This window comes from Geomonas silvestris (assembly GCF_014193515.1).
GTDB lineage: Bacteria > Desulfobacterota > Desulfuromonadia > Geobacterales > Geobacteraceae > Geomonas > Geomonas silvestris.
Window position 1 is genome coordinate 721,402 of record NZ_BLXX01000001.1, and the last position, 15,413, is coordinate 736,814.

At 64.9% G+C, this 15,413-nt stretch carries 15 protein-coding genes; 7 read left to right on the forward strand and 8 right to left on the reverse strand.

The window, feature by feature from the left end; genetic code table 11:
• Positions 1-127: 127 nt before the first annotated feature.
• Both GMST_RS03055 and ybaK read right to left on the reverse strand, forming a co-directional pair.
• Positions 128-955 carry an SIR2 family NAD-dependent protein deacylase gene (locus tag GMST_RS03055; RefSeq protein ID WP_183353131.1) on the reverse strand — a complete coding sequence of 276 codons (828 nt, stop codon included), beginning with the start codon at positions 953-955 and terminating at the stop codon, positions 128-130.
• Positions 956-1,141: 186 nt separating this feature from the next.
• Positions 1,142-1,624 carry a Cys-tRNA(Pro) deacylase gene (ybaK, locus tag GMST_RS03060; RefSeq protein WP_183353132.1) on the reverse strand — a complete coding sequence of 161 codons (483 nt, stop codon included), beginning with the start codon at positions 1,622-1,624 and terminating at the stop codon, positions 1,142-1,144.
• Between the two features lie 142 nt (positions 1,625-1,766).
• Here ybaK and GMST_RS03065 point away from each other — a divergent pair, with 142 nt between their 5' ends.
• The 7 genes from GMST_RS03065 to GMST_RS03095 all read left to right on the forward strand — a co-directional run bounded on the left by GMST_RS03065 (position 1,767) and on the right by GMST_RS03095 (position 6,989).
• Positions 1,767-2,180: a response regulator gene (locus GMST_RS03065; RefSeq protein ID WP_183353133.1), complete on the forward strand. Its 414-nt coding sequence runs from the start codon at positions 1,767-1,769 to the stop codon at positions 2,178-2,180.
• 5 nt (positions 2,181-2,185) lie between these two features.
• Positions 2,186-2,701: a YkgJ family cysteine cluster protein gene (locus tag GMST_RS03070; protein WP_183353134.1), complete on the forward strand. Its 516-nt coding sequence runs from the start codon at positions 2,186-2,188 to the stop codon at positions 2,699-2,701.
• Positions 2,702-2,808: 107 nt separating this feature from the next.
• Complete coding sequence (locus GMST_RS03075) at positions 2,809-3,048, forward strand: TIGR03905 family TSCPD domain-containing protein (protein WP_183353135.1); 240 nt, start codon at positions 2,809-2,811, stop codon at positions 3,046-3,048.
• A 21-nt stretch (positions 3,049-3,069) separates the two neighbouring features.
• Complete coding sequence (locus GMST_RS03080; protein WP_183353136.1) at positions 3,070-3,312, forward strand: hypothetical protein; 243 nt, start codon at positions 3,070-3,072, stop codon at positions 3,310-3,312.
• A gap of 482 nt (positions 3,313-3,794) precedes the next feature.
• Positions 3,795-4,565 carry an enoyl-ACP reductase FabI gene (locus GMST_RS03085; RefSeq protein WP_183353137.1) on the forward strand — a complete coding sequence of 257 codons (771 nt, stop codon included), beginning with the start codon at positions 3,795-3,797 and terminating at the stop codon, positions 4,563-4,565.
• A 113-nt stretch (positions 4,566-4,678) separates the two neighbouring features.
• Positions 4,679-6,352 (forward strand): GTPase HflX, encoded by a 1,674-nt coding sequence (gene hflX, locus GMST_RS03090; protein ID WP_183353270.1) that lies wholly within the window; start codon positions 4,679-4,681, stop codon positions 6,350-6,352.
• Between the two features lie 16 nt (positions 6,353-6,368).
• Positions 6,369-6,989: a trimeric intracellular cation channel family protein gene (locus GMST_RS03095; RefSeq protein ID WP_183353138.1), complete on the forward strand. Its 621-nt coding sequence runs from the start codon at positions 6,369-6,371 to the stop codon at positions 6,987-6,989.
• Positions 6,990-7,306: 317 nt separating this feature from the next.
• Here GMST_RS03095 and GMST_RS03100 read toward each other — a convergent pair whose 3' ends face one another.
• The 6 genes from GMST_RS03100 to GMST_RS03125 form a co-directional block, all read right to left on the reverse strand.
• Positions 7,307-8,020 (reverse strand): cytidylate kinase-like family protein, encoded by a 714-nt coding sequence (locus GMST_RS03100; RefSeq protein ID WP_183353139.1) that lies wholly within the window; start codon positions 8,018-8,020, stop codon positions 7,307-7,309.
• Between the two features lie 191 nt (positions 8,021-8,211).
• Positions 8,212-9,156 carry a GGDEF domain-containing response regulator gene (locus tag GMST_RS03105; protein WP_183353140.1) on the reverse strand — a complete coding sequence of 315 codons (945 nt, stop codon included), beginning with the start codon at positions 9,154-9,156 and terminating at the stop codon, positions 8,212-8,214.
• Positions 9,153-11,438 (reverse strand): PAS domain S-box protein, encoded by a 2,286-nt coding sequence (locus GMST_RS03110; RefSeq protein ID WP_183353141.1) that lies wholly within the window; start codon positions 11,436-11,438, stop codon positions 9,153-9,155. The genes GMST_RS03105 and GMST_RS03110 overlap by 4 nt, the downstream gene beginning before the upstream one ends.
• 132 nt (positions 11,439-11,570) lie before the next feature.
• Positions 11,571-12,743, reverse strand: coding sequence for a 6-phosphofructokinase (locus tag GMST_RS03115; protein ID WP_183353142.1), 1,173 nt, complete (start codon positions 12,741-12,743; stop codon positions 11,571-11,573).
• 213 nt (positions 12,744-12,956) lie between these two features.
• Positions 12,957-14,543: a putative bifunctional diguanylate cyclase/phosphodiesterase gene (locus GMST_RS03120; protein ID WP_183353143.1), complete on the reverse strand. Its 1,587-nt coding sequence runs from the start codon at positions 14,541-14,543 to the stop codon at positions 12,957-12,959.
• A 77-nt stretch (positions 14,544-14,620) separates the two neighbouring features.
• Positions 14,621-15,409 (reverse strand): SDR family NAD(P)-dependent oxidoreductase, encoded by a 789-nt coding sequence (locus GMST_RS03125; RefSeq protein WP_183353144.1) that lies wholly within the window; start codon positions 15,407-15,409, stop codon positions 14,621-14,623.
• Positions 15,410-15,413 lie beyond the last annotated feature (4 nt).

The following is a 15,413-nucleotide window of genomic DNA, read 5'->3' on the forward strand; positions in this document are numbered from 1 at the left end:
TCAAATTAAAAGGCAAGGCTTATTTGCGGGTGGTCTGCAGGAAGTTTCACAGCAGGTATGGGGACTTAAGGAAAGAGAAAGGTGGGGCCCGTGGGCAGTCGGGATTCTGACACCCCCGCGCTTGCGCCTACAACAGCTCGGCCTCGATACCGGCGAGCCCCTGGAGCGCGCCGCAGGGGAGCGGGAGGTGCGGCGGCGGGATCTGGGGCTCGCGGGTGTTGATCCGCACGACCCGCGCCCCGGGGAAGCCCCCCAACCGCTCACTGGTGGCCCGCACGGTGGGAATTGCGGTCCCGGCGCCCAACTCCACCACCACGAGCTTGCGGCCATGCTGTGCGTTGAGGAAGCTGTTGAAGCGTTCACACTGGCGCCGGGTGCGCTCTTCCACCCAGCTCCAATCGCCGAACATGAGGATGTTGGGGCGCGCCACCGCCCCGCAGCGCGGGCAGGTCGGGACCTCTTCGGCACGCATGGTCTCCTCGTCGATCGAAAAGCTCGCCCGGTTCTCCCAGATCCGGTCGCTGCAGGGGCGGGTGCACTGCAGGTGGTGGATCGAACCGTGGAACTCGAGGATCTCGGATTCGGCGAAGCCCGCCTTCTGGAACTGGCCGTCCACGTTGGAGGTGGCGACGAAAAAGGGGAGCCCGAAGCGCGCGATCCAGGAGAGCAGGATCCGGAACCCGTCGTGGGGGACGGTCTCGCGGTAGAGGTTGGTGCGGTGCCCGTAGAAGCCCCAGCCGAAGTGCGGGTCGCGCTCGAAGTGCTCCGGGTTTGCGGCATCGACGAAGCTCAAGCCGAGCCTCGCGTAGAGCGGGTAGGCGCGCCAGAACCCGGCGTCGCCGCGGAAGTCGGGAAGCCCGGAGTCGACCCCCATCCCGGCGCCTGCCGTGATAACCAGGGCCTGCGCCCCGCGCACCAGCTCTGCCCCCATCCGAAACCGCTCGGCAAGTTCCATCGCAGCCTCCTTTTCTAGATCCCCGGAAAACAGATCTCCCCCTCCCTCGACGGGAGGGGGTCGGGGGGTGGGTGAAGCTGCCGGCTGCAACAAAATGGCACCCTCCCCCTCACCCTAGCCCTCTCCCGCAGGGAGAGAGGGGACGCATTTTCAGGACGTTACCCGGGATCCCAGGCACACGGTTCCCTAAATCGCCACGGTGACTACGGTCGGCTTGAGCACCCGGACCAGCTCCGCAGGGGTCAGGGAAACCAGGAAACCGCGGCTCCCACCGTTTATGTAGATGAGCGGGAGTTCCAGGATCCCCTCCTCGAGGTACACCGGCATCTGCTTCCGGGTGCCGAAGGGGGAGGTGCCGCCGACCATGTATCCGGAGTGGCGGTTGGCAGTGTCGGGCGTACAGGGCGCCACGCTTTTCGCCCCGATCTGGCGGGCCAGCTCCTTGGTGGAGACCTGCCGGTCGCCGTGCATCAGGACGATAAGCGGCGCCTTCGTCTCGTCTTCCATGATCAGGGTCTTCACCACGCTATGTTCGGCAACGCCCAACTCGCGCGCCGACACCGCGGTCCCCCCTTTTTCCTCGTAGGTATAGGGGTGCTCGCCGAAGGAAACCTTCTCCTGGCGCAGCACCCGGATCGCCGCCGTCACCGGCGACTTCACTTTGGCCATCTGCAGCTCCTTTGTTTTCAGCAAGGCACCCCGCGGTCCTCGAAACGGGCCAAAAATGGGCTTGCCAGCCGGATACATAAACGCTATACCTACATATCACGACTTTTTAAGCCATACAACAGCGCAAAGGGGTACCCACTCTATGGTCAGTGGCAATCCGGATACGCCAGCCAAGGTCCTGGTGATGGATGACGATGAAATGGTCCGCTTCGTGGCGGGGGAGACCCTGAAACGCTACGGGTTCGCCGTAGAGTTCGCCAGCGACGGCCTGGAAGCCGTGGAACTGTACCGGGAACGCCGCCAGTCCGGCGCCCCCTTCGCCGCCGTGATCCTCGACCTGAACATACCGGGTGGGATGGGTGGCGAGGAGGCGATGCAGCGCCTCCTGGAGATCGACCCGGACGCCAAGGGGTACGTCTCGAGCGGCCGCACCGACGATCCGGTGATGGTGAACTACAGGGACTTCGGCTTCAGCGGCACCATCGAGAAGCCCTACTTCTACCTCAACAAAGAGCTGATGCACTCCTTCTGCAAAGCGCTCCAGGGAACCGACTAGAGGCCATGCCCGGATTGGACAACTACCGCGCCCTGCTCGCCCGCATCGACGAGATGTGCCGGGCCACCGCAGAGCGTTTCCACGAAGAGATCGTCTGCCGCCCCGGCTGCGACTCCTGCTGCCGCCACCTTTCCATCTTCGCCGTCGAAGCCGCGGCACTCACCCAGGCCCTCCGCGAACTCCCCGTCGAACAGGCTCAAGAGATCCGCTCCGCCGCGGCCCAAGCTGCTGCAGATGGCCCCTGCCCGCTCCTTAAGGGTGGGCTGTGCCTTTTGTACCGGGCGCGCCCCATCATCTGCCGCACCCACGGTCTGCCGCTTTTGCTGATCCGCGAGGGGGCGAAAGGGGTCGACTTCTGCCCCGAGAATTTCCGGGGACTCACCAGCATCCCGGGTAACGCGGTGTTGGACCTGGAGCGCCTGAACGAGGCCCTGGCCACCATAAACGCCCTGTACCTGCGCAGTTTCCCCGGCCCCGAACGGCTCACCCTGGCCCAGGCCCTGCTCGCCGACTCCGATTGACTTTTGCCCCCACTAACGGTATAGAACCAGATGCTTTCGGTCCGAAACCCGCCACCAAGGTCAGCCGGCACCGAAACAAAGGACTTTTTTTCCATAAGGAGAAGTAGATGCGCATCAGTTACCAGACCTCGGGGAGCTGCGCTTCCCGGATCGAGATCGAAGTAGATAACGGCGTCATCGTCGCCACCGAATTCATCGACGGCTGCGCCGGCAACACCCAGGCGGTCTCCGCCCTGGTGCGCGGCATGCAGGTTAGCGATGCGATCACGCGCCTCAAGGGGATCGCCTGCCAGGGTGACACCTCCTGCCCGGACCAGTTGGCGCGGGCGCTGGAGCAGGCACTCTAACACCGGCAACCGGAGGGGCACATGGAAGTCTTCGGCGGTTTCATGATGATGCTGACCATCCTCGGGTTCTTCCTGACGGTCATCTGGTTCATCCTCCCCTTCGTGATCTTCAACATCAAGGGGCGGGTGGAGCGGACCCTGGTGCTCCTCGAGGAGATGGACAAGCGGTTGGTGGCGATCGAGGCGACGCTGAAGGCACGCGAGGCCACAACGGTGCATGAACAGCCGATACCGGCTGCCGAGGTTGCTGCACCGGAAGAGTAAGCAGACCTGTTACCTTAGAAATGCCAAGGCGGCTCGAGCGTCTTGGCCCGCAAGGGGCGAATCCGGCATTCGCCCCTTGCGCGTTGTGGGCAGCGGCGAACGTTCAGCGACGAAGAGTTTTGGCTTCAGAGCAAAGCTTCACTCCGAGGGATCCAAAGCTTCACTTTGGTGGTGCAAAGCTTCACTTTGGTGGTGCAAAGCTTCACTTCGAGGATCCAAAGCTTCACTTCGAGGGTGCAAAGCTTCACTTCGCCGCGCGAAACTTCATTTCGAGGGTGCAAAGGTTTCACTTCGAGGCGCGAAGTTTCATTTCGAGGACAGGAAGGTTCACCTCGTGGTGCGAGCTTAGCGTCATCGAGTGACCGCTGAGTAAAAGGTCACCAACTCTTGCAAAAGTTAACGTTTTTCATTACTATCTGCTGCTATGCGCCAGCAGCACACTAGAAGGTTTTAATCTGCCAGGATTGGCAGGAGGGAGACCCATGGGTTTACTGGAAGGAAAGAAGGCGCTTATCTTCGGAGTCGCCAACGATAAAAGCATCGCCTGGGCAGTGGCCGAGGCCTACCGTCGGGAGGGTGCCGAAGTAGCGCTCGCCTATGCTGGCGAGGCGGTGGCCAAGCGGGTACAGCCCCTTGCGGAGAGCATCGGGGCGAACCTGGTGCTCCCCTGCGACGTGCGCAACGACGCTGACCTTGCGGAACTCTTCGCCAAAGTGCGCGAGAGCTGGGGCGGCCTGGACATCCTGGTTCATTCGGTCGCCTTCGCCAACAAGGAGGAGTTGAAGGGAAGCTTCCTCAACACGACGCGCGAGGGCTTTGCCACCGCCCTCGACATCAGCGCCTATTCGCTCATCGCCATGGCCAAGGAAGCCGCGCCGCTCATGCAGGGGAGAGACGCCAGCATCCTCGCCATGACCTACTACGGTGGGCAAAAGGTATTTCCGAATTACAATGTGATGGGGGTCGCCAAGGCAGCCCTGGAGATGACGGTGCGCTACCTGGCAGAAGCGGTCGGAGAGGACGGCATCCGGGTGAACGCCATCTCCGCAGGTCCGCTGCGTACCCTCGCCTCAGCGGGGGTTGGCGGCTTCGGCCAGATCGCCGGGCACGTGGCCAGCAAGGCGCCGCTGCGCCGCAACATCAGCCAGGAAGAGGTGGCCGGCGCCGCCGTCTACCTCGCAAGCGGGCTGGCCAGCGGGGTAACCGGCGAGATCCACTTCGTCGACGCGGGCTACAACGTCATCGGGCTGTAGCAGAAAGCCGGAACGCAGCAGCCCAGGGCGCCGCTAGGAGCCGGCGGCACGGCCTGCGCTCACAAACCTCGGGAGGAAGCGCCATCAAACAGCTACACGGGAACCTGACAGGACTGAAGCCGAACCAGGTCAAGCAGCTCGAGCGGCTGTACCGCCGCCGCAGCAACCACGGCGAGTTGGTCTCGCTGGAGCTGGCGCGCGAGCTGGTAGAGATCTCCCTGGATATCCGTCGCCAGCTCGGCATCCTCATAAACCGCATCGGCGAGATCGCCTACGTCATCGTGGGCGACGAGCGCGGCATTATGATCCCCAACCTCACGGACTACCCGTTGGGCAAGCGGCTCCTGCGCGGCCTGCGCCTGGTGCACACCCACCTGAAGGGTGAGCCGCTCTCCGACGACGACCTGACCGACCTCTCCCTTTTGCGCCTGGACATGATCGCGGCACTGCAGCTCACCCAGAGCCCGGAGCGCTTCTCGATCCAGACCGCGGCACTGGTCCCCCCCGAGTCGAGCTCGCGCCCCTACCAGGTGGAGCCCTCGGTCCCGTTCGCCAAGTTCGACCTGCACTTCAAGCACTTCATCGAGATCCTGGAACAGACCCTGGAGCGCGGCCTGGAGGAAGGTAAGGTCGTGGCCAGCAACCAGGAGCGAGGCATCCTCATCTCGGTGACCCGCTCCTCCCATGAGGAGGCCGAGGACTCCATGGAGGAGCTGAAGGAGCTGGCGCGCACCGCCGGCGTCGGGGTCCTCGACACCGTGATCCAGCGCCCCAAGGAGTTCAACCCGCGCTACCTCCTGGGAGAGGGAAAGATCCGCGAGGTGGTGATCAAGGCGCTGCAGTTCGGCGCCACCATGCTGGTCTTCGACCAGGAGCTCTCGCCGGCCCAGGTGCGCTCCATCTCCGAGCTCACCGAGATGAAGGTCATCGACCGCAGTCAGCTGATCCTGGACATCTTCGCCCGGCGCGCCACAACCCAGGACGGCAAGGTGCAGGTGGAACTCGCCCAGCTCAAGTACCTGATGCCCCGGCTCACCGGGCGCGGGGTGCAGATGTCGCGGCTCATGGGGGGCATCGGCGGGCGCGGTCCCGGCGAGACCAAGCTGGAGATCGACCGGCGCCGCATCCGGGACCGGCTCGCCCACCTGGAGCGCGAGCTGAAAGAGCTCTCCAACGGACGCTACCAGCGCCGCCAGAAACGCGTCAAGGCGGGGATCCCCATCATCTCCATCGTGGGGTACACCAACGCCGGGAAGTCCACCCTCTTGAACACGCTCACCAAGAGCGAGGTTTTCACCGAGGACCTGCTCTTCGCCACCCTGGACACCTCCTCCAGGCGGCTGCGCTTCCCGATGGACCGCGAGGTGATCATCACCGACACGGTAGGCTTCATCCGCAGCCTCCCCAAGTCCCTCATGGGGGCCTTCAAGGCGACCCTCGAGGAGTTGAAGGACGCCGACCTGCTGATCCACCTGGTGGACTGCTCCAACCCCCGCTTCGAGGAACAGATCCAAAACGTCGACGCCATCCTCGCCGAGCTGGAACTCGCCGACAAGCCGCGCCTGGTGGTCTTCAACAAGATCGACCTGATCGCCAACCTGAAGCAGCGCGATCCCCTGGCCTTCATGAAGGTACGCCAGGTGACCCGCAAGTACAACGCCATCACCATCTCCGCGCAGGACCGCAAGAGCCTGGAGCCGCTTTTAAAGGAGCTGCAACAGCGCTTCTGGCACGACGTCGTCGACTACCAGTCGGCCCAGGACTTCCCGCTGGACCTGGACGAGTAGGAGCGACCGCGATTCCATGACCAGCCAATCCGAGATCATCTACACCCTGGACCTCCTGGGGACCGTGGCCTTTGCCGCCTCGGGCGCGCTCGCCGGGGTGCGTCGCGGCATGGACCTTTTGGGGGTCGTGGTGCTGGGGATCGTCACCGCAACCGGCGGCGGGGTGGTGCGCGACCTGCTTTTGAGCGATACCCCCCCCTTCTGCTTTAAAAACGAGCTCTACCTCTACCTGGCGCTGGCCGCCTCGGTCGTTGTGTTCCTCACGCCGCGCAGTTTCGAGCGGATGAACCGCGCCATGCTGCTTTTGGACGCCCTGGGCCTGGGGACCTTCCTGGTGATCGGGACCTCGAAGGCGCTCAACTACCACCTGGGGTTCATGGGTGCGGTGATCATGGGGGTGATGACGGCCACCTGCGGCGGGCTGATCCGCGACACGCTCAGTAACGAGATCCCGCTCATCCTGCAGCGCGAGATCTACGCCTCGGCCTGCGCGGTGGGTGGGGCGCTCTTCTACCTTCTCTACCGGCTCGAGGTCCCCTCGGAGATAAACCTCACCGTCTCAGCCGCCACGGTCATCACCATCAGGTGCGCCGCAATCCTCAAGGGGTGGCAATTGCCGCGCGGGAAGGCGCTGTAGAGAAAGAACCCGGCTAACCTGCTCTACAAACGAAAAACGCCCACCGATCTTGAATCGGTGGGCGTTTTTCGTTTTGCAGAACCGGCAGATAAAGGTGCGGCAGGTCCACTGTCTCCCCCTCCCCTTGCGGGAGGGGGTCGGGGGGTGGGGGAAGCTGCCAGCGGCAATGAAGTGGTGCCTCCCCCTCACCCTGTCCCTCCCGCAAGGGGAGAGGGGACCCAAGGGACGACGTTCACCGAATTCGCTTAGGGACCTTGCGGGAGGGGGATCACTCCAACAAGGCAAAGGGGACAGTCCCCATCGGCGGGATGATTCCCCTACGCTTTCCGCTGGCCGGACTGGATGTGGTAGCAGATCATCTCGGCGATCTGGTCCACGGAGTTGGTGGCGCGGTTGAAGATGACGTCGTAGAGGGTCGGATCGGTCACGTCGCGGTCCAGGAAGTCGGTGATGAAGGCGTTGCGCTGTTTTTGCTGCTTGACGATCAGCTTGAATGCTTCGTCCTCGCTCATGTGATGCCGCTGCGCGAAGGACTTCACCTTGAACTCCATGGGGGCCACGATACGGAACTTGTGGCAGTTGGACATCTTCTGGGTGAGGATGCCGGCCCCCACCCCGATGATGATCACGTGCCCCGCCCTGGCAAAGGGGATGATCTGGTTGCACAGGTGCTGGTAGTAGTCCTTATCGCTGGTCCAGTCGGTGAGGATGGTGGACATCGCCTCGTCCAGGAAGCGGTTCTTGCCCCCCAGGTTCCTGAAGATCTCCTCCGATACATCCCGGTTCTGGGCCATCTTGTCCAGGGTGGCACGGTCCAGGATCCCCCAGCTTACGCCGGTCCGCTCCTGGAGCAGCATCTGAACACGTGCGGCAACGGGCAACCCCTCGCAGCCGAATTCCCGCGAAATGGTGATGGTCGGCTGTTCGGGAGCCCGGTCAGTCATAACGTTGATGCGCTGGTTTCTGCGACTGAGTTCTACCAGGGCATCGAGTCTCTTTTCAATGGATGCAACGAGTGAAAGCGGTGACATAGGTTACCTCCTGTTGATTGTCTCAATGTCAGTGTCCATTTAGACAGCCGTCCGCATCCCTGTCAGTCAAACGTTTCCGGTCTTGAGCCAGATATCGTATACGCTGTATCTCTTATACTGCTAAAGATCTGCATTTCAAGATGTCGCCTCTGCCAGCAAAGAGGGTTCCACACCCTACTGCCTCAGCAGGTTCAGTCGTGGTTGGGGCAGCCCCGCACGGCGGCCCCCTCCGCGAGTTCCACCCGGTTGCGGCCGTTCGCCTTGGCCCGGTAGAGTGCGTCATCGGCGGCCTTGATGAGTCCACGGGCACCCTCGCGCCCCGCAGCTGCACCGCTGGCGGCCACGCCAAGGCTCACGGTCACGTCGATGGCTCCCTCGGAGGTATCCATGGGGCGCTCGGCGAGGCCGGCACGCAACCGTTCGGCGAAGGCGCGGGCGCACCCGCCGCAGCATTCCGGAAGTACCAGGAGAAACTCCTCGCCGCCGTAGCGCCCGACCGCGTCGTAGGGGCGCATGAGCCTCAGCATGCGCTGCGCGCTGATCCTAAGCACCTCGTCGCCGGCCAGGTGGCCGTAGCTGTCGTTTACCTCCTTGAAGTGATCGAGATCGGCCATGATGATGGTGAAACAGCCGCCGTCGCGCCCGACGCGGGCGAACTCCTTGTCCAGCGCGTCCAGGATCTCCTCGCGGTTTCTAAGCCCGGTGAGCGGATCGTGGGTCGCCTTCTCCTGCAGTATGGCCCGGGCCGCCAGGAGCTCCTCGTTGAGCTCGATGATGCGCCGCCCCGCCCTGAGCCGGACCCTCAACTCGTTCAGCTTGAACGGCTTGATCAGGTAGTCGTCGGCGCCCGCCTCCATCCCCTGTACCAGGTCCTCCTCGCGCTGCTGGGAGGTGAGCAGGATGATGTACAGGTAGTGCTCCGGCTTCTCCTCACGCAGCCTGCGGCAGATCTCCACCCCTTCCAACCCCGGCATCTTCCAGTCCAGGATGGCGAGCCGCGGCGGGTCCTCCCCCGAGAGGATCCGGTACGCCGCGCTGCCGTCCTCGGCAACCCTGACCTCGTACCCCCAGCCGGTCAGGATCTTTTCCAGGATCTGCCGGAAGGCCGGTTCGTCTTCGGCGATCAGTATCCTCACGGTTCCCCCTCCTTGTCCCCCGTCCCCTGCTCCCCTGCCCCGGGAAGGGTGAACGAGAAGGTGGCGCCGCGCTCCGGCTCCCCCTCGGCCCAGATGTTGCCGCCGTGGCGCCGGATGATCCGCTCCACCGTGGCGAGACCGATGCCGAAGCCGCGGTAGCGCTCGGCTCCCGGCAACCTCTCGAAGGGGTTGAAGATCCTGGCCGCCTGCTCCTTTTCGAAGCCAAGGCCGTTATCCCGCACGTAGAAGACCGCCCCGCCCTCAAACTCGCGGCAGCCGAACTCGATGACGGCGCTCGCCCGGCTCCCGGTGTACTTCCAGGCGTTGCCCAAGAGGTTCAGCAGCACCAGGCGCAAAAGGTTCGCGTCCCCGTAGGCCACGGCCTTTTCGGCGACCTGTACCGCGACCTGGCGTTGCGGTTCGGAGACCTGCATCTCCTGGAGGATCTCGCTTGCCAGCGCCGAGAGATCGACCGGCTCCCGGCGCAGTTCGGTATGCGCCAGGCGGGCGAAGTCCAGCAGCGCGTCGATCAGCCGGTTCATGCGCTGCACCCCGTCCAGCGCCGCCTGCAGGAACTCCCGGCATTCACCGGGGAGCTGGGCGCCGCAGAAAGTGTCGATGGCCTGGCAGAAACTGCTGATCACGGTGAGCGGCTGGCGCAGGTCGTGGGCCACGCTGTAGTTGAAGGCCTCCAGGTCGCGGTTGGCCAGCTCCAGCTGGCTGGCACGGGTCTCCAGGTCGGCGTTGAGCCGCACGATTTCCAGCTCCGCCGCCTTACGCTCGCTGATGTCGCGCGCGATGGTAGAGGCGCCCACGATGCACCCCAGCTCGTCGCGGATCGGCGAGATGGTCAGTGCCACCGGGAACTCGCTGCCGTCCTTTCTGATCCTAACCGTCTCCAGGCGCTCGATCGTCTCGCCGCGCCGGATCGCCTGCAGGAGCCCTTCGATCTCGTCGGGCATGTTTTTAGGCGTCAGCAACGAGATGTTTTTTCCCTTCACCTCGTCCGCCGTGAAGCCGTAGATCTTCTCGGCGCCGCGGTTCCAACTGGTGATGATGCCGTCCAGGGTCTTGCCGATGATGGCATCTTCCGAGGACTCCACCATAAGGGCCAGCCGGGTGCGCTCCTCCTCGGACCGTCTCAGTGCCGTTACGTTGCGGGTGATGGTGAGCAGGCACTCGTCCCCCTCGATCTCGATGATCTCCAGGGAGAGGAGCCCGTTGACCCCCCTGCCGTCCTTGGCGCGCAGCAGCGCCGGGTAGTCCCTCACCATCTGGTTGTCGTGCAGCCTGCCAAGGAGCATCTCCCGGTCCCGGGGCGAGTCCCAGATCCCGAGTTCCTGCGAGGTGTGCCCCAGGATCTCCTCGCGCTCAAAGCCCAGGGTGCGCAGGAACTCCTCGTTCACGTCGAGGTAGCGCCCCTCGGGGATGGTGGTTATGGAGATGAGGGTGGGGGCGGCGTGGAAGGCCTTGGAGAACTTCTCCTCGGACTCGCGCAGCTTTTGGTCGGCGAGCTTGCGCTGGGTGATGTCGGTGAACTGGATGCCGACCTGCCGGCGCGTGGCGGCGCCGAACCGGAAGGCATAGACCGAGAACCAGCGCGCCATCGGCCTGGAGCGGTTCTCGAAACGGATCGGCTCCCCGGTCTGTGCTACGGCGGCGTAGGTATCGACCCAGTGCTGTTCCAGGTCCGGCACCAGCTCCCGGATCCGCCTGCCGCGCGCCCCGAGGAGGCCCGAGTGCCTGTCGAAGGCGTCGTTGGTCTCCAGGAACCGGTAGTCCACCGCGTTGCCGGCCTGGTCGTAGAGCATCTCGATGATGCAGAAGGCGTCGTCGAGGGCGTTGAAGAGGGTCCGGTAGCGGTTTTCCGTCTCGCGCAGCACCTCCATGTCCCGCTTGCGCTGGATGGCGTTGCGGATCGAGCGGGCCAAAAGCCCGGCGTTGAACTCCCCCTTGATGAGGTAGTCCTGGATGTCGAGCTGCCACGATTTCAGGGCGATCTCCTCGTCCTCGAGACCGGTGAGCACCATGATCGGGGTCAGCGGCACCTGGGTGCGTACCCTGAGGGCCGCCTCGAGCCCCTGCCGGCAGTCGGGAAGCCCCAGGTCCACCAGGACGATGTCGTAGGGCCGGGTCTCCAGGAGCGCCAGGCCGTCCCGCAGCAGTTCGGCGACCTGCACCGCAAACTCCGGGTCCCGGCTTTCGGCGAGCATCCTGCGGATCAGGTCCGCGTCGGAGGGGTTGTCCTCGATGAGCAGAATGCGAAGTTGGGTAGCTGGCATGCCGTTTACCTCGGGATGGGAAAAAGCTGGACGGGCAGAGCACCGGCTGACCATCATCGGGAGAGCAGCGCCGCCCCGTTGCACAGGAGCTGGACGGTCGGAGCCCGGCGGGCGGGCGTTATGGCTCTTTCGCTAGTAGAGGAACATCGGCTTGCCTAGGACGTGGCGCACCTTGGGGCGGTACTCGAGGGTGTCGTAGAGCTCGGGGACATCGACCCTTTTGAGCCCCTGCATGATCGAGCAGATCGGGATGTGCCGGTAGGTCCCCCCCTGCAGGCAGACCATGCGCCCGCTCATCCCCTCGGCCACCAGGTCCATGGCCATGTTGGCGTAGTTGAAGGCGACCATGAGGTCGAGCGAGTCGGGGGCGCCGCTGCGCATCAGGTAGGAGAGCTGCTGGTAGATGATGTGCGACCCGGTGAGCCGTTTGACCGCCTCGCTCACCACCACGCCGATCCCCCCGAGCTTCTTGTGCCCGTAGGCGTCCTCCTGGCCGTACTCCTCGATCTGGCCGCCGATCATCGAGGCCCCCTCCGAGACGGTCACCATGGCGTAGTTGCTCCGGTTGCTGCGCTTGTCCTCGATGAGGAGCTGGGCAAGCTTCTCGATGTCGAAGGGGACCTCGGAGATGAGCGCCCGGTCCACCCCGGAGAGGTAGGCGGAGATGAGCGAGGTCTCCCCCGAGTTGCGACCGAAGAGCTCCACCACGGCGATCCGCTCGTGGGAGCCGGCGCTGGTGCGCAGGTTGTGGATGAAGTTGACGCTGCGGGTCACCGCGGTGGAAAAGCCGATGCAGTAGTCGGTGCCGTAGACGTCGTTGTCCATGGTCTTGGGGATCGCCACCACCGGGAACCCCTCGCGGTGCAGCCTCTCCGCGTAGCTTAGGGTGTCGTCGCCGCCGATGGCGATGAGGGCGTCCACCCCGAGGTGCTCGAGGTTCGCCAGCACGTGCTGGGTGTAGTCGCAGGTCCCCCCCTGGTCGGCGCCCGGGCCCGCCTCGCGCAGGAAGTCGGGGGTCTCGGAGCCGGCCACCTTGGCGGGGTTGGTGCGGCTGGTGTGCAGGAAGGTGCCGCCGGTGCGGTCCACGGTGCGCACCGTCTGCCGATCCAGCGGTATCACGAAGCGCTCCCGCGACTCGGGGTCGCTGCGGTCCAGGTTCAAGAGCCCGCCCCAGCCGCGCCGAACGCCGAGCACCCGGTAGGAATTGTCAATGGCGCGGTAGACCAGTGTCTTAAGCGCTGGGTTTAGGCCCGGCACGTCGCCGCCGCCGGTCAGTACCGCCACCGTCTTTTGTCGCTCTGCCATGCGTCGCTCCTCGTGTCGCCTTATTGGAAAATTCTCAGAGAGTATAGCGGACGCCCCTGCCAAGGCAAGAAAGGCACGGCGCCCCGCGAAGCCCGGGTCAGCCTGCGCCAAAGAGTGCCCCGCTGCGGCTGGAGAGTATGAAAGCCGCGCCTGAGAGAGCACGGAAATTAAAAGGATGCGAGATGTGGGTTTGCCGGAAGCGGCATTGCGTGATCAGGTGGGGAGAGGGTCCTTGTCCCGGTTCAGCCGGGCGATGAACTCGCTGGCGTCGCGGGCGCTCAAGGGGCGGGCGAAGTAGAACCCCTGCATGAGCCGGCAGTCGATGGAGGCGAGGAACTCCTTTTGTGCCTCGTTTTCCACCCCTTCGGCGATGGCCTCCATGTCGAGGCACTTGGCCATGAACATGATGGTGGTGGCGATGGCGGCGTCCTCCGAGGAGGTGACCACGTCGCTTACGAAGGAGCGGTCGATCTTGAGCGCCTGGAAGTGGTAGTGCTTCAAGGAGGAGAGCGAGGAGTAGCCGGTGCCGAAGTCGTCGATCTGCACCTGGAGCCCCATCGCCTGGAGCCGCTCCAGCACCTCCAGCGGCTCGGAGGCGTAGGTCATCAGGGACTGCTCGGTGATCTCCAGGGTGAGCCGGTCGGGCGGAAGGCCCCCCTCGGTGAGGGCACGCACGATCACCGGCTCCAGGTCCTCGTGGTCGAAGACCGAGGGGGGCATGTTGACGGCCACGTTCACGTCGAGCCCCTGCTCGCGGTACCAGGTGCCGGCCTGGCGGCAGGCGGCCCTGAGCACCCACTCGGTGAGCGGCCAGATGAGCCCGGATCTCTCGGCGATCGGGACGAACCCCGCCGCCCCCAGCACCCCGAGGTGCGGGTGGTTCCAGCGCACCAGGGCCTCGACCCCGACGACCCGCATGCAGCTCGTGTCCAGCTTGGGCTGGTAGACCAGGAAGAGCTCATCGTGGGTGAGCGCGCGCAAAAGCCCCTGCTCGAGCTGCAGCCTCTCGTCGCGCTCCTTCTGCCAGGTGCCGCCGTAGAAGCAGATGGTACCCCGCCCCTGCTCCTTGGCCTGGTTGAGCGCCAGGTCCGCCATCTTGTAGAGCTGCTTTGGCTCCCTGCCGTCCGAGGGGTAGAGCGCGATGCCGACGCTTGCGCTGGTTTTAAGCGGGGAGCCGTCCACCTGGTAGGGTTGGGCGACCACCTTCTGGATGCGCTCGGCCACCACGCTCGGCCCGTCGGGGAGCTCGGGCTGGCGCATCAGGACGGCGAACTCGTCCCCCCCCACCCGGGCCACCAGGTCCTCGCCGCGCAGCGCGCAGCACTCCTTAAGGCGCCGCGCCGTCTCGATCAGGAGGGCGTCGCCGGCCAGGTGGCCGCGCCGGTCGTTCACCGCCTTGAAGCGGTCAAGGTCCATGAACAAGAGGGCGAGCGACTCGTTGTGCCGCTTGGAATGCTGGAGGGCCTGGGCCAACAGCTCGTCGAAGGCCTGGCGGTTGTAGAGCCCAGTGAGCCCGTCGTGCGCCGCCTGCTCCCGGATCTGCTCTTCGCTCGCCTGGTGGCGCGCCTGGATCTTGCGGTTCAAAAGGTAGATGATCACCGCCATGCTGAGGACCCCGAGCCCGTCCACCACTGCCGAGGCCCCCGGCCACTGCTCGGGGCGCCCGGCCAGGAGGCGGAAGAGTACGAGGTCGGCGGCGAAAAGCCAGCAGACGCTGCCGGTAAGAAAGATCGCGGTGAGCGCGGCAGGGCTCAGACCGCCGATCCAGCTGAGGAGTCGGGAAAAGGTGCCACGGATCATAAAGTCTCCGCGAGCCGTCGGTGGGTGTTCGAGGGTTCCGGTGCGGCGGCCTCACGCCGCCACACCGGAGGTCAGGGTCAGAAGCAGGAGCGCACTACCCCGCCGTCCACGCGCAGGGCCGCCCCGTTGGTCGCCGAGGAGAGCGGGCTCGCCACGTAGGCGACCAGGTTGGCCACCTCGTCGATGCTGGCGAAGCGCTGCAAAAGGGAGCTCGGGCGCACGGTCTGGAAAAACTCCTTCTCGAACTCTTCCAGAGTACGCCCGCCGCTTAGTTTGGTGGCAAATTCCTCGACGCCGGCCGAGAGGGTGGGCCCGGGAAGCACGGCGTTGCTGGTCACCCCGGTGCCGGCGAGGCTCTCGGCGATGCCACGCGACACGGCCAGCATCGCGGTCTTGGTCATCCCGTAGTGGATCATCTCCACCGGGATCTGGATCCCGCTTTCGCTGGAGATGAAGATGAGGCGCCCCCAGTTCTTCTCGCGCATGGCGGGGAGGTAGAGGCGCGACAGGCGCACCGCGCTCAGGACGTTCACCTCGAAGATGTGCCGCCACTGCTCGTCGGTGATCTCCTCGAAGGGGCTTGGCTGGTAGATCCCCAGGTTGTTGACCAGGATGTCGACGGCCGGGAAGCGCTCGATGAGCCGCGCGGCCTCGGCGGCCTGCGAGAGATCGGCGGGGAAGGCTTCGAGCCGCGCGCCGGGGACCTCCTGGGCGATACCTTTCATGGCGTGGCCGACCGCCTCCTCGCTGCGGCCGTTCACGATGACCCGCGCCCCTTCCCGGGCCAGGAGCCGGGCAATGGCGAAACCGATCCCCTTGGTGGAGCCGGAGACCAGGGCGAGCTTGTCGGTGAGTTGCAGATCCATGGAG

What these genes read in the sequence shown, in the direction of transcription:
- GMST_RS03055 (WP_183353131.1), bottom strand. Translation starts at nt 955, where the DNA reads ATGGAACTTGCCGAGCGGTTTCGGATGGGGGCAGAGCTGGTGCGCGGG.
- ybaK (WP_183353132.1), bottom strand. Translation starts at nt 1,624, where the DNA reads ATGGCCAAAGTGAAGTCGCCGGTGACGGCGGCGATCCGGGTGCTGCGC.
- GMST_RS03065 (WP_183353133.1), top strand. Translation starts at nt 1,767, where the DNA reads ATGGTCAGTGGCAATCCGGATACGCCAGCCAAGGTCCTGGTGATGGAT.
- GMST_RS03070 (WP_183353134.1), top strand. Translation starts at nt 2,186, where the DNA reads ATGCCCGGATTGGACAACTACCGCGCCCTGCTCGCCCGCATCGACGAG.
- GMST_RS03075 (WP_183353135.1), top strand. Translation starts at nt 2,809, where the DNA reads ATGCGCATCAGTTACCAGACCTCGGGGAGCTGCGCTTCCCGGATCGAG.
- GMST_RS03080 (WP_183353136.1), top strand. Translation starts at nt 3,070, where the DNA reads ATGGAAGTCTTCGGCGGTTTCATGATGATGCTGACCATCCTCGGGTTC.
- GMST_RS03085 (WP_183353137.1), top strand. Translation starts at nt 3,795, where the DNA reads ATGGGTTTACTGGAAGGAAAGAAGGCGCTTATCTTCGGAGTCGCCAAC.
- GMST_RS03095 (WP_183353138.1), top strand. Translation starts at nt 6,369, where the DNA reads ATGACCAGCCAATCCGAGATCATCTACACCCTGGACCTCCTGGGGACC.
- GMST_RS03100 (WP_183353139.1), bottom strand. Translation starts at nt 8,020, where the DNA reads ATGTCACCGCTTTCACTCGTTGCATCCATTGAAAAGAGACTCGATGCC.
- GMST_RS03110 (WP_183353141.1), bottom strand. Translation starts at nt 11,438, where the DNA reads ATGCCAGCTACCCAACTTCGCATTCTGCTCATCGAGGACAACCCCTCC.
- GMST_RS03115 (WP_183353142.1), bottom strand. Translation starts at nt 12,743, where the DNA reads ATGGCAGAGCGACAAAAGACGGTGGCGGTACTGACCGGCGGCGGCGAC.
- GMST_RS03120 (WP_183353143.1), bottom strand. Translation starts at nt 14,543, where the DNA reads ATGATCCGTGGCACCTTTTCCCGACTCCTCAGCTGGATCGGCGGTCTG.
- GMST_RS03125 (WP_183353144.1), bottom strand. Translation starts at nt 15,409, where the DNA reads ATGGATCTGCAACTCACCGACAAGCTCGCCCTGGTCTCCGGCTCCACC.